Consider the following 13,908-nt stretch of genomic DNA (forward strand, 5'->3'; position numbering starts at 1 on the left):
AAATGGTGAAAAGAGAAAGCGGTTACACCGCATAAATCCGCGTAAATGCGGGCGGAAATTCGAGGTGCACCGCTTCGCCCGGTTGCGGCGGCGGCTGGCCGTTCAACAGGGTGAGCGGCAGCTTGACTGTCGCTTCCGCCTGGCCGGCACCGACCTCACACAGCAGCCGCAGGTGGTCGCCGAAATAGATGATGCGGGCCACGTGTGCGGGCAGCGCATTGGCAGGCGATGCAGGCACCTGGCGATGCAACACAATGCGCTCCGGCCGGATGTAGGCTTCGACCTGCGCGTCAGCAACTGCCTGATTCACGTTGGTGCCGCCCAGAACGCGGCCATCCGGCAATTCGATGCCTGTGGCATTTCCCTTGCCTTTGAGTACCGTGCTGTCTCCGACGAAACCGGCAACAAAGCGGTTGGAGGGCGTCTCATACAGTGCCTCTGCCGGCGCCAGCTGCTGGATCGCGCCGTCGTTGAAAACCGCCACCCGGTCGCTCATCGTCAAGGCTTCCCCCTGGTCATGCGTGACATAGACAAACGTGACGCCCAGCTGCTTGTGCAGTTCCTTCAGTTCGATCTGCATGTGCTCGCGCAGCTGCTTGTCGAGTGCGCCCAGCGGCTCGTCCATCAACACCAGCTGGGGTTCGAACACCAGGGCCCGCGCCAGGGCAACGCGCTGCTGCTGGCCACCCGACAGCTGCCCGGGCAGGCGGTCCGACATGCCCGACAGGCGAACCATGTCGAGCGCACGCTTGACGCGGCTGGCCTGGTCGCTTTTTGATACCTTGCGCACCGTGAGTGGATAGGCCACGTTCTGGCCCACCGTGAGATGCGGAAACAGCGCATAGTTCTGAAACACCATGCCGAAGTTGCGTTTGTGCGGCGGTGTGCCGGTGATCTGCGAACCGTTGAGGAAAATTTCCCCGGCAGTCGGCGATTCAAAACCGGCAAGCATCATCAGTGTGGTGGTTTTCCCCGAGCCGGAAGGGCCGAGCAGGCTCAGGAATTCCCCGCGATGAATGTCGAGGTCTAGCTGCTGCACGACAAGCTGCTCGCCGTCATAGGTTTTCTGCACGCCAGAAAAGCGCACAAGGACATCGTTATCGGTCATCGTTTTTCCTGAGCTGTCCACGGAGATCAGCGCGATGCGGCGAGACTGTCGGCCAGGATTTGCAGGCCTTCGTCCAGCAGGGCGTCTGCGGCCGTGAGGGGAACCAGAATCCTGATCACATTACCGTAGGTGCCGCATGAGAGCAATATCAATCCACGCCGGGCGGCTTCGGTCACCACGCGTTTGGTCAGCGCCGCATCGGGACGGGCTGGGTCCCCGTTTTCAAAAAGCTCTATGGCCACCATGGCACCCAGGCCGCGCACGTCGCCAACGGCCGTTTCCTTCTCTGCGATGGCGAGCAGTCCCTTGACCAGGTAGCTGCCCAGCGTTTTGCTGCGCGCCAGGAGTTTTTCTTTCTCAAAGGCCTTGAGGACGGCCAGTGCTGCCGCGCAACCGATGGGGCTGCCTGCGTAGGTGCCGCCCAGGCCCCCGGGGCCGGGTGCATCCATGACCTCGGCGCGGCCAACCAGGCCGGAGATCGGGAAGCCACCCGCCATGGATTTGGCAATGGCGATCAGGTCGGGCGCCACCGGCCACTGTTCGCTGGCATACCAGGTGCCTGTGCGTCCGGCACCGGTCTGGACTTCGTCGGCGATGAGCAGGATGCCGTGCCGGTCGGCCAGCGCCTTCAGGCGGCTGATGAACTCCGGCGGAGCAATGTAGAAGCCTCCTTCACCTTGCACCGGTTCAATGATGAACGCCGCCACGCGCTCGGGTTCCACATCGTTTTTGAGAATCTGTTCAACCGAGTGCAACGCCTGGTCGATGCTCACGCCGTGCAGCGCGTTGGGGTATTCGGCATGGAACACTTCGCCGGGAAAGGGGCCGAACCCCAGCTTGTAGGGTGCCACCTTGCCAGTCATGCCCAGTGTCATGTTGGTCCGGCCGTGGTAGCCGCCGGTAAAGGCGATGATGCCGGGGCGCTTGGTGTAAGACCGGGCCACCTTGACCGCGTTCTCGACCGCTTCGGCGCCGGTGGTCAGCAGCAGGGTCTTTTTGGCGAAGTTGCCGGGCGCCAGGGCATTGAGCTTTTCTGCCAATTCAACATAGGGTTCATAAGCGACGACCTGAAAGCAGGTGTGCGTGTAGAGGTCGAGCTGGGCCTTGACTGCGGCAATGACTTCGGTATGCAGGTGGCCGGTGTTGAGCACGGCGATGCCGCCGGCGAAGTCGATATAGCGGCGGCCTTCCACATCCCACAGCTCGGCGTTTTTGGCCCGGCTGACAAAAATCTCGTGGGCCTGGCCTACGCCGCGTGTCACGGCGGCTTGGCGGCGCGCCATCAGGGCGGCGTTGCTGGAAGTCTGGTTTGGCTGCATGGTGAAGGTGATTTCCGGAAGTTCTGGATTGACTGGGTGGAGGAAGGAGATGAGCGGACTTTAGAAGCCGGCGCCAGCCCCGTCCATGTACACCGCCGCGCTGTTTTCGACATACTGTGCGGGTCTAGAATCCTGTACATGGATTCCCCAACCCGGTGCATGGGCATTGCGATGCACAATCTGCCCTTTTTGGTTTTTTGATGCTCACACTTCGCCCGGAACTGCAGACCCCCCTTGTGAGCCAGATCGTCGACGGCCTGCGGGGCATGATTGCCGGGCAGGCGCTGAAACCGGGCGTCAAGCTGCCGTCCATCCGCGGTTTTGCCGCCATGCACGGCGTCAGCGTCTTTACGGTGGTGGAGGCGTACGACCGCCTTGTGGCCCAAGGATGGCTTGTTTCCCGGGCCAATGCCGGGTTTTTCGTCAAGCGCAGGGGCGATGATGGTGCATCGGGTGTGCCGTACGCGCAGCCCCCGCAACCTAAATTTGACGCCCGCTGGTACCTCAAGCAGATTTTTGAAAACCGCAACCTGCCGATGAAGCCCGGTTGTGGCTGGTTGCCGCACGATTTCCTGTTCGGGGACGCGCTCCGCCGCAGCATGCGGCACCTGTCGGTGGACGGTTCCTCTCTTGAGGGTTACGGCCTGCCTTATGGGCATATGGCCCTGCGTATGGTCATTGCGGAGGCGCTGGCTGAAAACCAGATATCGGTCGAGGTGGATCAGGTGCTGCTGACGCAAGGCTCCAGCCAGGCGCTGGACCTGGTGGCCCGGCAACTGGTCAAACCGGGAGACACCGTGCTGGTCGATAGCCCCGGTTATCCCAACCTGATGTTCATGCTGCGTTTTCTGGGCGCCAACCTTGTGGGGGTGCCGCGCACCCCTACCGGGTACGACCTGGCCGCGCTGGAGGCGCTGCTGGCCGAGCACAAGCCCAAGGCCTTCTTCACCCAACCCCGTTTGCAAAGCCCGACGTGTTCGATTGCGTCCGCGGCCCATCTGCACCGCTTGCTGCAACTGGCCGAGGCGCACGGCTTCACGCTGGTGGAAAACGATATTTACGCCGACATGGACCCGGTCTCGCGGTCCACGCTGGCAAGCCTGGACCAGCTGCAGCGCGTGGTCTATATCGGCAGCTATTCCAAAACAATTTCTCCCAATCTGCGCGTGGGCTACCTGCTGGCGCGAGGCGAGCTGATCGAGGACCTGGCCCAGCTCAAGATGATTTCGGGCCTTACCTCGTCCGATATCGCCGAACGGCTGACTTTCGGGGTGGTCACAGACGGCCGCTGGCGCAAGCACCTCAAGTCGCTTCGCGAGAAGCTGGCTGCAGCGCATCGCAAGACCGAAAAGAACCTGACCAGCCTGGGTTTTGAGCTTTTCCATGAGCCAGGGGCCGGCATGTACCTGTGGGCCCGGCACCCGGACCTTCCCGATGGCGCCGTCCTGTCCAAAGAGGCTACGCCCGAGGGCATCATGCTCGGCCCGGGACAATTGTTTCTGCTGGAGCCCCATCCGACGGGTTGGCTCCGCTTTAACGTGGCTTTCAGCGACGATGAGCGCATATGGCGCTTTTTGTCCCACCGCATTGATCTGGGCCGGCAAGCTGCCCAATAAGCGGGGGCATCCCCCTCAAACCTATAATCAAAGGCTTAGCCCAAGCGGGTGAGCCCGAGGGCGCCGCCTTGCCAAAACCACTATTGCAGACCATGAGCCATCCCACTTCCATGTCAGCCCCCACGTCAGCTTCAACGCCCGTATTCACCGTCTCGGACATTCGCAAGACATTTCTCGATTTCTTTGCGTCCAAGGGCCACACCGTGGTGCCATCCAGCTCGTTGGTGCCGGGCAACGACCCGACGCTGATGTTTACCAACTCCGGCATGGTGCAGTTCAAGGACGTTTTCCTCGGCACCGACAAGCGCCCCTACGTGCGCGCGGCCTCGGTACAGGCCTGCCTGCGCGCCGGCGGCAAACACAACGACCTGGAGAACGTGGGCTACACCGCGCGCCACCACACATTCTTTGAAATGCTGGGCAACTGGAGCTTCGGCGACTACTTCAAGCGCGAATCGCTCAAGTGGGCCTGGGAATTGTTGACCGAGGTCTACAAGCTGCCACCCGAGCGCCTGCTGGCCACGGTGTACGAAGAGGACGACGAGGCCTACGACATCTGGACCAAAGAGATTGGCCTGCCGCCCGAGCGCGTGATCCGCATCGGCGACAACAAGGGCGGCCGCTACAAGTCCGACAACTTCTGGATGATGGCCGACACCGGCCCCTGCGGCCCGTGCAGCGAAATCTTTTACGACCACGGCGACCACATCCCCGGCGGCCCACCCGGCAGCCCCGATGAAGACGGCGACCGCTTCATCGAAATCTGGAACAACGTGTTCATGCAGTTCGACATGGCCGCTGATGGCAGCGTCACCAAATTGCCAGCGCCTTGCGTCGACACCGGCATGGGCCTGGAGCGCCTGGCCGCCATCTTGCAGCACGTGCACAGCAATTATGAAATCGACATCTTTGCCGAGCTGATCAAGGCGGCGTCGCGCGAGACTGGCGAAAAAGACCTGGGCAACAAGAGCCTGTTTGTCATTGCCGACCACATCCGTGCCACCGCTTTTTTGGTGAGCGACGGCGTCAATCCGTCCAACGAAGGCCGGGGTTATGTGCAGCGCCGCATCATCCGCCGCGCGATCCGCCACGGCTACAAGCTGGGCAAGAAGACACCGTTCTTCCACAAGCTGGTGGCTGACCTGGCCCGCCTGATGGGCGATGCCTATCCCAAGCTGAAGGCCGACGAAGCTCGCATCACATCTGTGCTGAAAGCCGAAGAAGAGCGCTTCTTCGAAACGCTGGAAATCGGCATGACCATCCTGGACACCGCCCTGGCGGGTGGCGCCAAGGTGCTGCCGGGCGACGTGGCCTTCAAGCTGCACGACACCTACGGCTTCCCGCTGGACTTGTCGGCCGACGTGTGCCGTGAGCGCGGTGTGGAAGTGGATGAAGCCAGCTTCAAGGCCGCGATGGACAAGCAGAAGAACCAGGCGCGCGCCGCCGGCAAGTTCAAGATGGATCGTGCGCTGGAGTACAGCGGCGAAGGCCATGCGTTCACCGGCTACGAATTGCTGGAAGAGCCCGCCAAAGTCGTCGCGCTGTATGCCGACGGTGTGGCCGTGCAGGCACTCAATGCAGGCCAAAGCGGCGTGGTGGTGCTGAGCACGACACCGTTCTACGCCGAAAGCGGCGGCCAGGTTGGTGACCAGGGCCGGCTCACGGCCGCCGGTTCCACCTTCACGGTGGACGATACGCTCAAGATCAAGGCTGATGTGTTCGGCCACCACGGCACTCAGGAAGAGGGCGCGCTGAAAGTCGGCGACACCGTGACCGCGCAGGTCAACACCGCGCTGCGCGCCGCCACCGTGCGCAACCACAGCGCCACCCACCTGATGCACAAGGCCTTGCGTGAAGTGCTGGGCGACCACGTGCAGCAAAAGGGTTCACTCGTGAACGCTGAACGCACACGCTTTGACTTTGCGCACAACGCGCCCGTCACCGACGCGCAGATCCGCGAGATCGAAGCACGCGTCAATGCCGAAATTTTGTCCAACGTGGCGACCGATGCCAGCGTGATGGCCATGGAAGATGCGCAGAAGTCCGGCGCGATGATGCTCTTCGGCGAAAAGTACGGTGAGACCGTGCGCGTGCTGACGATCGGCTCCAGCAAGGAGCTCTGCGGTGGCGTTCACGTCAAACGTACCGGTGATATTGGCCTGTTCAAGATCGTGGCTGAAAGCGGTGTGGCCGCAGGTGTGCGGCGCGTGGAAGCCGTCACTGGCGAAAACGCGCTGGCCTATCTGCAGTCGCTTGAATCCACGGTGGAAGCCGCGGCAGGTTCGCTCAAGGCCAGCCCATCCGAGCTGCAGGGCCGCATCAGCCAGGTGCTGGACCAGGTTAAATCGCTGGAGAAAGAAATCGCTGCGCTCAAGGGCAAGCTGGCTTCTTCACAAGGCGACGAACTGGTCACGCAGGCTGTTGACGTCAAGGGCCTCAAGGTGCTGGCCGCGAAGCTCGAAGGCGCCGACGCCAAGACGTTGCGTGACACCATGGACAAGCTGAAGGACAAACTCAAAACCGCCGTCATCGTGCTGGCGGCCGTCGATGGCGACAAGGTGCAGATCGCCGCGGGTGTGACCGCCGACAGCGTGGGCAAGGTCAAGGCCGGTGAACTGGTGAATTTTGTGGCCCAGCAGGTGGGCGGCAAAGGCGGCGGCAAGGCCGACATGGCCATGGCCGGCGGCACCGATGCGTCCAAGCTCGGTGATGCGCTGAAGTCGGTGCAGGCCTGGGTGACCGAGCGCGCCTGAGGCGGTCCGTTAAATCGCTATTAATTTGATAGCTGCTCGCGCAAGCTAGTAAAGGGCTGGAGGCCAATTTCGTTCAAGAAATTGGCCTTTTTTCATTGTTTTTTCACTCAACGGCGGCCCAGAACACCGCAAACCAGCTTTGTGGGTCGGTCCAGTAGCGAACCTGCCCGAATCCGGCCTGCCGCAACAGCGCCGTCATGCTTTCCACGGTGTACTTGTAAGAGCACTCGGTGTGGATGCGTTCGCCGGCGCCAAAGCGCCGCGCATGCCCAGGCCAGCGCACCGTAAGGTCCGACAAGGCTTCCAGGTGCATTTCAATGCGCGACTCCGCGGTATTGAAGAGCGCCACGTGGCGCCACTGGCGAACATCAAAATCCGCCTGCAGGAGCTCGTTGACGTTGAGCAGCACGTTTTTGTTGAAAGCAGCCGTCACGCCCAGCGCATCGTCGTAAGCTGCCTCCAGCCGTGCGGTGTCCTTCACCAGGTCAATGCCCAGCAGCAGGCCGCGCGCCTTGCCTTGTGCCGGGTCGGCGATGTGCTGCAAGAACCGCAGGGCCTCTGCCGGATGAAAGTTGCCCAGGCTGGAGCCGGGGTAGAAAAACACCCGCTCCTGGCTTTGCACTTCGCGCGGCAACACCAGGCCGGACGAAAAATCCATGCCCAGGCCGACGATGTCGAGCGCGGGGAAGCTGTTTTGCACCTGCGCGGCGGCATCGCGCAAAAATTCCACCGAGATGTCGACCGGCACATATTGCCGCGGCTGAAGATGCGGAATGAGCGCTGCAGCCTTGGCGCAGTTGCCGGCACCCAGGTCGATCAGGCAGGCGTTGTGAACGCCAGCCGCGCTCAGCGTGGCGGCGATCTGCGGGTAGGACGCCGCAAAAATGGCGGCCTCGGTGCGGGTTGGGTAGTACTCCTCAAGGCCTGTAATGGCCTCGAAAAGTTTCGAGCCCAGCTCGTTGTAAAAGAATTTGGGGCTGATGGTGGCCGTGGGCTCAAGCAAACCCTCTTCCAGCTCCTGCGCCACATTCTGGGTCTGGCCCGATTGCGACTCGTTGTAGAGGTTGATGAACTGCGGCGATGCCGTTGGCAGGGCCTCAGCGAGACCGGGAAATTTGAGGGGCAGGTTCACGTTGGATCAGCCAGTTAAGTGATATCGACAGATTTAAAAGCAGATAGCGAAACGCCTTTGTAGGACTGAACCGCTTTGGGCGCAAGCGGTGCCGGCCAAATGCTGTCCTATATAGGGTTCTTTTGGACCGCCCGCTGGGCTGAGCGCGGTCAATCACCGCCATCTGTACTTCCTGTGTCACTTGGTCGCTGAATGCTGCCATTTCTTACAAAAAGCCGGGTCCGCCCCGGTATTGCGCGAGCGGCTCAGGGCGTTGGCCGAATCTGGCTTGTGTCCCCCTGCGCGAAGTGCTGCAGGGTTTCGCCGGCCATGCGGTAGCGCACCCATTCAGCTTGCGGCTTGGCGCCCAGCGACTGGTAAAACTGGATGGCCGGCTCGTTCCAGTCCAGCACGCTCCATTCGAACCGCCCGCAGCCGCTGTCAAAAGCCAGCCGGGCCAGGTGACGCAACAGCCCCTTGCCGGCGCCGCTACCCCGGTGCTGGGGCGATACGTACAAATCCTCCAGGTACATGCCTTTGCGTCCCAGCCAGGTGGAGTAGCTGAGGAAATACACCGCAAAGCCCACTGGCTGGCCGTCTATCTCGCAGATGAGGGCCCGGGCAGGCGTCCCGGCCTCAAACAGGCTGCGCTCGATGTCTGCGACGCTCGCAATGACCTCGTGCTCTGCTTTTTCATAGATGGCCAGTTCAACGATAAAGGCGTGAATCGCTGCGGCGTCGCCGGCTTGCGCATTCCGGATATGGATGTTCATGAAGTTCCTGTGATTTGTGTGAAGGCGCCGGCTGGCGCATGCAGCGGATGCTATACGGTCCCTAAAATGCAGGCAGTGCATGTTCTTGCGTCATCTTGCTGTCTTGCGAGAGAGAAGTCATCCACCCCATTTTTACCCCTCAACCTGCGTATCACGCCAGGCCCATGCCGACCCCGTTTCCGATCCCGTTTATTTCCCGCCGCCATTTCCTGCAGCAGACAATCGCCGCCGGCTCAGGTGTCGCCGTGCTTCCCGCAATGTCGCAGGGGCTGACCGGCCCGGCCTACGAGGTGGCTCCCTGGGCGGGCCCGTTGGCAGCGTTCTCGCTGGTGGACACAACCGGCAAGACCTGGCGCCCGTCTGATTTGCGCGGCCGTGCCGTGCTGCTGAATTTCTGGGCCAGCTGGTGCGAGCCCTGCCGCGCTGAAATGCCGACGCTGCAGCAGATTGCCGACCTCTACGGCGACGACAAACTGCTGGTGCTGGCCATCAACTTCAAGGAGCCGGCAGCGCGTGCGCTGCAGTTCGCCAAAACCACTGGCGTGACGCTGCCGGTGCTGCTGGATCTTGATGGCAAAGTCGCCCGGGGCTGGGGCGTGAAGGTTTTTCCGACAACCTTGATGATTGACCGCAGCGGCCGGCCGCGCCAGCGCGTGACAGGCGAGGTCGACTGGACCAGCCCGGCTGCAGAAAAGCTGATCGCCGGCTTGCTCAAGCCCTGAATCTGCCTCGGCACGGCTCCAGCGATAATCGAAGGCCAGCCCTCGCGCTGCCTTTGCGGGCCGTGTGGGCTGCCAGACATCCCGGAGCATCTTTACCTGCCCCGGTGCACGTCGCACTCACACCCACCCGGAGATACCTTTCATGTCGACCGTACGCCGCACTTTCCTGAAGAACACCGCAGCCGCCGCCGTGGCTGCTGCATTGCCAACTATCAACTTTGCCCAGACGCCCGCCACCGCGCCCAGCCGCAGCAACTTCGCACCCCAAAGCGGCGCCTGGCGAACTTTCGACGTGACCACGCGCGTTGACATCCTCAAACCGCAAGGCGTGACCAAGGTGTGGCTGCCGATCCCCTCGGTCAACAGCGACTACCAGCAATCGCTCGAAAATGGTTTCTCCAGCAACGGCACTGCCAAGCTCATGCAAGACGGTCAGGACGGCGCGAAGATGCTGTATGTGGAGTTTGCGGCGAGCGAGCCAAAGCCCTATGTGGAGCTGACCAGCCGCGTGCAGACGCAAGGCCGAGCGATGGACTGGTCGCAGAAAACAGCCCCAGCCGAAAGCGCCGACACGCTGCGTTACTTCACGCGCCCCACGGCGCTGATCCCGACCGACGGCATTGTGCGCAAGACAGCGCTGGCCGCCACCCAGGGCGCGAAAACCGATGTCGAAAAGGCGCAAAAGCTTTACGACTGGATCGTGGCCAACACCTACCGTGAACCCAAGGTGCGCGGCTGCGGCGAAGGCGACATCAAGACCATGCTGGAAACCGGCAACCTGGGCGGCAAGTGCGCCGACCTGAATGCGCTGTTCGTGGGCCTGTGCCGTTCGGTGGGCCTGCCTGCGCGCGACGTGTACGGCATTCGCCTGGTGCCTTCGGCCTTTGGCTACAAGGAGCTCTCGGGCAACCCCGCCAGCCTCAAGGGCGCGCAGCATTGCCGCTCGGAGGTCTACCTCAAGGGCTACGGCTGGGTGGCGATGGATCCGGCCGATGTGGCCAAGGTCATGCGCCTGGAAACGGCCGAATGGATCAAGACCACCGCCAACCCGGTGGTGGCGCCTGTCAACAAGGCGTTGTTTGGCGGCTGGGAAGGCAACTGGATGGCCTACAACACCGCGCATGATGTCGCGCTGCCCAAAGCCAGCGGCGAGAAGCTCGGCTTCTTCATGTACCCCGTGGCTGAAAACGCAGCCGGCCGTTTTGATTCTTACGCACCGGATGATTTCAAGTACCAAATCACGGCAAAAGAGGTCAAGGCTTAAAGCGTCCCTGCGGCGTGCGGCCTAAAAAAGGCTGATGATGCAGAAAAATAGCGGGACAGCGATTGGAACCGGAATTTTTAAAGACGGCTTGCTGCGGGGCTCTTCATCGTTTTGGCTTGCGTCATCAACTTGCTCAATGCAAAAAGCTGTGTGAAACTGGGCTGGAAATTTGCGGGGTTTCACGGAATTTTTATAACTGTATAAATTTACCGTGTATGGGCTTGAAGCCCAGCATGCAAGCGGCTTACAGGGGTTTTAGATGTCCAGATTAGATTGCAAGCGCCAGGTTATACCGCAGGTTTTGCAGCATACATTACGTTAGGCCTGCCAACCTACTCTTGGGGGAGATCGATTGGGAAGACTACTTGCTGCTTTCAACGTCTTGGCCGGAGGGGCATCACTGGTCGGCCTCTACATTACGGCCTTCACAGACTATCGTTCTTGGGTTCTGGCACTTCTGTTTGTGCTTACTGCGGTCTTTGTCACCTACGTCCTGTTTGTGCCTGGCAACCTGATAGAGCGGAATGTTGCGGCGAAACTCATGCGGCACTACGAGTCCCCCACCGGAACTGGAACGATAACCAAGGTACAGGACGAGTTTGTGATCGATGCGTTCAGTTCGCTTCAGATTCCATTCCCTCATCCATTCAAAGAGCCGCCTGAGGTCGAACTGATTCGCTTGTCCGGACCGGGGCACATCCGACTCAAGGTAGCCAACGTCACTTCACACAAGTTTGTCGTGTCCCAAGACAGCAGTGCCTTCACGGTCGACAAGGCAACGTTCCGGTGGATCGCATCAGGGACGCTTCTTGCCGAAGCAAAGCCAAGTATCGATGGCAGCAGCGTTCGCGGGCAGGCCTAACCACTCGCTCAACCGGACCCGCTACGGCAGGCAGCGTAAGCCTGATCCGAGGCACATGGTGCATCATCTCGTACCAGGCTTACGCCGCCTGCCTCCGCGGGCCGGTTAGCTCGAACGTTAAAACTCTACAAAGACAATGGTGCGGCGAAGATCTCTGAAGGGAGTTGCGTGTGGCCTCGCGACATCTTTTGCAAGCAGAAATAACGATGCTGATGGCTATTGGGCCATGGGGAAGCTCCTTAGGTACGCAAATGTTTCAGGTGCGACGCAGCTCCTAATTGATTTACTGGCGCCAAGCGATCAACCTCTCCCCGAAAATACAGTTGGACTCGTAGCGGATCGATACAGAAAGCAATTGGGCAAGCAATTGGCAACGCAACAACTTTCGCCGTCGTGGGTTGTTGTAGCAAGGGTTCATATTGACTTCTCAGTATCGGAGGACGACTTGAAGCGGCATATGGTCTTTGGAAGAGGGCAACCTTTCGGTTGTGTCGTTGAGATCGTCGATGACAATGCTCGTATGTATTCCGCAAAAGCGTATGGACGGGTCACAGAACATGATCCCAAAAAGGAGTCTCGCAGTGTCAGGTGCGACGAGTTTTAACAGGTTGTTCGTCACGGACATGCAGCAGCAAAATGCCGCTGCGCGGCGTATTGCCCGCCGTACAACGTCGACGTTAGGCATCATGAACCCACGCACTGCACTCCTTCTCGTTGGAATAGCCCTTACTGCCGTTGCAACGCATGCTGCACCCGAAACCGCTTTGCCGCCCGACGTCGTCCAGGTTCGAACGGCTGGGTACTGGAAGAACGGATCGCGTGAAGGGGCGTACCGTGCCGTGGTTGTTCAGGAAGGATGGGAACATGTTTGGTCAAGGCTTCGAGTTGAATCGGTCGCAGCGCCGTCCTCGCGCGGAGGCAACTTTGAGGTTGTTTCCACCGCAACGCCCTTGTTACCCGTAGCGGAAGGAACCACCTTGCTCGACGTAACGCTCAAGCCGAAGCCGGGCAAGGGAGTCGTTCTCACTGTTGTGGCTACGGAGAACATGCCGCCTTTTCGGAAGTCGTCGTATCAGTTTCTTGCTACGACGCCAGGAAGAGTCGAGCGAGTTGGCCGCTAGAAATGACGCCTAACCCTTTCATCGAATGGGCAGTCACAAGCTGGTTTGGTCCGCTTGTGACTGCAGCTCATGTCAAACGTCTGGTCGCGTAAGAACAGCCGCCCATGTCCAAGGCCATTCATTTCATTGGCGCGCTCTTCGCGATGGGGCTTGTCTGGTTTTTTGCCCTCGTGGGCTTGGTCGAGTGGCTAGCGCCGGGCATCGTGTCGGGTTATGGCTTGGTCGCAATACTCGCCACTTGCCTGCTACTTGCCGGATACCCCGCATGGAGGCTCTTTGTCCAGCGACGTCCTTAGCAGGGTTACGCGGTCTAGCGGGTCGCTCGATACGGACACGCCGCGACAATGCGTAGCGAGCCGTGTGCAGGAGCATACGTCTGGCGGCGCATTGCCACTGCGTGCCGGCCAACTCCAATGTCAGGTTTCATTAAATTTTTAAACGCTATGCCCACGACATGATTCACTTGACTCGAACAACCATCGCACTATTCTTTATCTCGATTCTTCCATTGCAATTATCTGCAGCAGAGGCGAGTTTGACTCCCGGTGAAAGAGTTATCGCCGTAGCCTCCGTTCAGCCGGTAGAAAAGTTTTCAATTGAAAATGCGCCAAACGGCCTGGATATTATCTTTCCCGGCCCGGCCTTCTTCGTGAAGAAGGGGGTTGAAAAGAATCGAATCAACGAACTTAAGGCGGCGCTGGAAAAGCAGGCCTTCAACGTACAAGAGGAACTTGCATCTGCCACCTTGAGTGCTTTGAAGGAGGCCAACCAAAGTGCCATACCGGGAGATGGGATCAAATATGAAAAGGACGACCCGACGTCGATTGACTACAAAAATAGCGTAATCGCCGCGGACAGCATACTGACGGTGACCATATCGAATATGGGACTTTATTCCAGTCGGCTAAAGACGACGTTCGCGCCCAGGTTGAATGTCTCGTTTGAACTCGTAGACATAAAGACAGAGAATTCGATCTATTCGCAGTCCATCAGTTATGGCGCAGACGCCAACAAAAATTCGGATGACGAGATCACCGCCAACGCGAATTACACCTTCGCATCGTTCGAGGATGCCCTCAGTAGAGCGGCGGAGCTGGTTGAGGCGTATCGAGATGGAATCAAGAGGACGGCGCAACTCGCTGCTCAACAAATAAAAAAGGCACATTAGGTGGCACGACCGGTGGGATGTAAGTCACTTACGCTTTTCGCAGTCCATGAAACCTAACCTATCGTTCCCGCGGCTGCCTGCGTCATGTGCC

General features: G+C 60.0%; 10 protein-coding genes. 6 read left to right on the top strand and 4 right to left on the bottom strand.

Features of this window, described 5'->3' with window-relative positions; genetic code table 11:
- Positions 1-22: 22 nt before the first annotated feature.
- Positions 23-1,108 carry an ABC transporter ATP-binding protein gene (locus AC1DY9_RS02150; protein ID WP_477665688.1) on the bottom strand — a complete coding sequence of 362 codons (1,086 nt, stop codon included), beginning with the start codon at positions 1,106-1,108 and terminating at the stop codon, positions 23-25.
- A gap of 26 nt (positions 1,109-1,134) precedes the next feature.
- On the bottom strand, positions 1,135-2,427 hold the full coding sequence (gene gabT / locus AC1DY9_RS02155; RefSeq protein WP_477665689.1) for a 4-aminobutyrate--2-oxoglutarate transaminase: 1,293 nt from the start codon (positions 2,425-2,427) through the stop codon (positions 1,135-1,137).
- 200 nt (positions 2,428-2,627) lie between these two features.
- Here gabT and AC1DY9_RS02160 point away from each other — a divergent pair, with 200 nt between their 5' ends.
- Together AC1DY9_RS02160 and alaS are read left to right on the top strand one after the other, a co-directional pair.
- Positions 2,628-4,043: an aminotransferase-like domain-containing protein gene (locus AC1DY9_RS02160; protein WP_457280212.1), complete on the top strand. Its 1,416-nt coding sequence runs from the start codon at positions 2,628-2,630 to the stop codon at positions 4,041-4,043.
- 92 nt (positions 4,044-4,135) lie between these two features.
- Entirely contained in the window at positions 4,136-6,796 is a 2,661-nt protein-coding gene (gene alaS / locus AC1DY9_RS02165; RefSeq protein WP_477665690.1) for an alanine--tRNA ligase, read from the top strand.
- A 103-nt stretch (positions 6,797-6,899) separates the two neighbouring features.
- Here alaS and egtD read toward each other — a convergent pair whose 3' ends face one another.
- Positions 6,900-7,928, bottom strand: a complete 1,029-nt coding sequence (gene egtD / locus AC1DY9_RS02170; RefSeq protein ID WP_477665691.1) for an L-histidine N(alpha)-methyltransferase — start codon at positions 7,926-7,928, stop codon at positions 6,900-6,902.
- Between the two features lie 245 nt (positions 7,929-8,173).
- Positions 8,174-8,680, bottom strand: coding sequence for an N-acetyltransferase family protein (locus tag AC1DY9_RS02175; RefSeq protein WP_477665692.1), 507 nt, complete (start codon positions 8,678-8,680; stop codon positions 8,174-8,176).
- A gap of 164 nt (positions 8,681-8,844) precedes the next feature.
- Here AC1DY9_RS02175 and AC1DY9_RS02180 point away from each other — a divergent pair, with 164 nt between their 5' ends.
- The 4 genes from AC1DY9_RS02180 to AC1DY9_RS02195 all read left to right on the top strand — a co-directional run bounded on the left by AC1DY9_RS02180 (position 8,845) and on the right by AC1DY9_RS02195 (position 13,817).
- A complete protein-coding gene (locus AC1DY9_RS02180) occupies positions 8,845-9,402 on the top strand; it encodes a TlpA disulfide reductase family protein (protein WP_477665693.1) in 558 nt (185 codons plus the stop codon).
- A gap of 142 nt (positions 9,403-9,544) precedes the next feature.
- Positions 9,545-10,666 (top strand): transglutaminase-like domain-containing protein, encoded by a 1,122-nt coding sequence (locus AC1DY9_RS02185; RefSeq protein WP_477665694.1) that lies wholly within the window; start codon positions 9,545-9,547, stop codon positions 10,664-10,666.
- Between the two features lie 352 nt (positions 10,667-11,018).
- Positions 11,019-11,528 (top strand): hypothetical protein, encoded by a 510-nt coding sequence (locus AC1DY9_RS02190; RefSeq protein WP_477665695.1) that lies wholly within the window; start codon positions 11,019-11,021, stop codon positions 11,526-11,528.
- A gap of 1,575 nt (positions 11,529-13,103) precedes the next feature.
- Entirely contained in the window at positions 13,104-13,817 is a 714-nt protein-coding gene (locus tag AC1DY9_RS02195; protein WP_477665696.1) for a hypothetical protein, read from the top strand.
- The last annotated feature ends 91 nt before the right edge of the window (positions 13,818-13,908 follow it).

The organism is Polaromonas sp. P1_F6 (genome assembly GCF_056405695.1).

Bases quoted from the DNA above. Each gene is read 5' to 3' on its own strand.
- AC1DY9_RS02150 (WP_477665688.1), bottom strand. From the start codon at position 1,108: ATGACCGATAACGATGTCCTTGTGCGCTTTTCTGGCGTGCAGAAAACC.
- gabT (WP_477665689.1), bottom strand. From the start codon at position 2,427: ATGCAGCCAAACCAGACTTCCAGCAACGCCGCCCTGATGGCGCGCCGC.
- AC1DY9_RS02160 (WP_457280212.1), top strand. From the start codon at position 2,628: ATGCTCACACTTCGCCCGGAACTGCAGACCCCCCTTGTGAGCCAGATC.
- alaS (WP_477665690.1), top strand. From the start codon at position 4,136: ATGAGCCATCCCACTTCCATGTCAGCCCCCACGTCAGCTTCAACGCCC.
- AC1DY9_RS02175 (WP_477665692.1), bottom strand. From the start codon at position 8,680: ATGAACATCCATATCCGGAATGCGCAAGCCGGCGACGCCGCAGCGATT.
- AC1DY9_RS02180 (WP_477665693.1), top strand. From the start codon at position 8,845: ATGCCGACCCCGTTTCCGATCCCGTTTATTTCCCGCCGCCATTTCCTG.
- AC1DY9_RS02185 (WP_477665694.1), top strand. From the start codon at position 9,545: ATGTCGACCGTACGCCGCACTTTCCTGAAGAACACCGCAGCCGCCGCC.
- AC1DY9_RS02195 (WP_477665696.1), top strand. From the start codon at position 13,104: ATGATTCACTTGACTCGAACAACCATCGCACTATTCTTTATCTCGATT.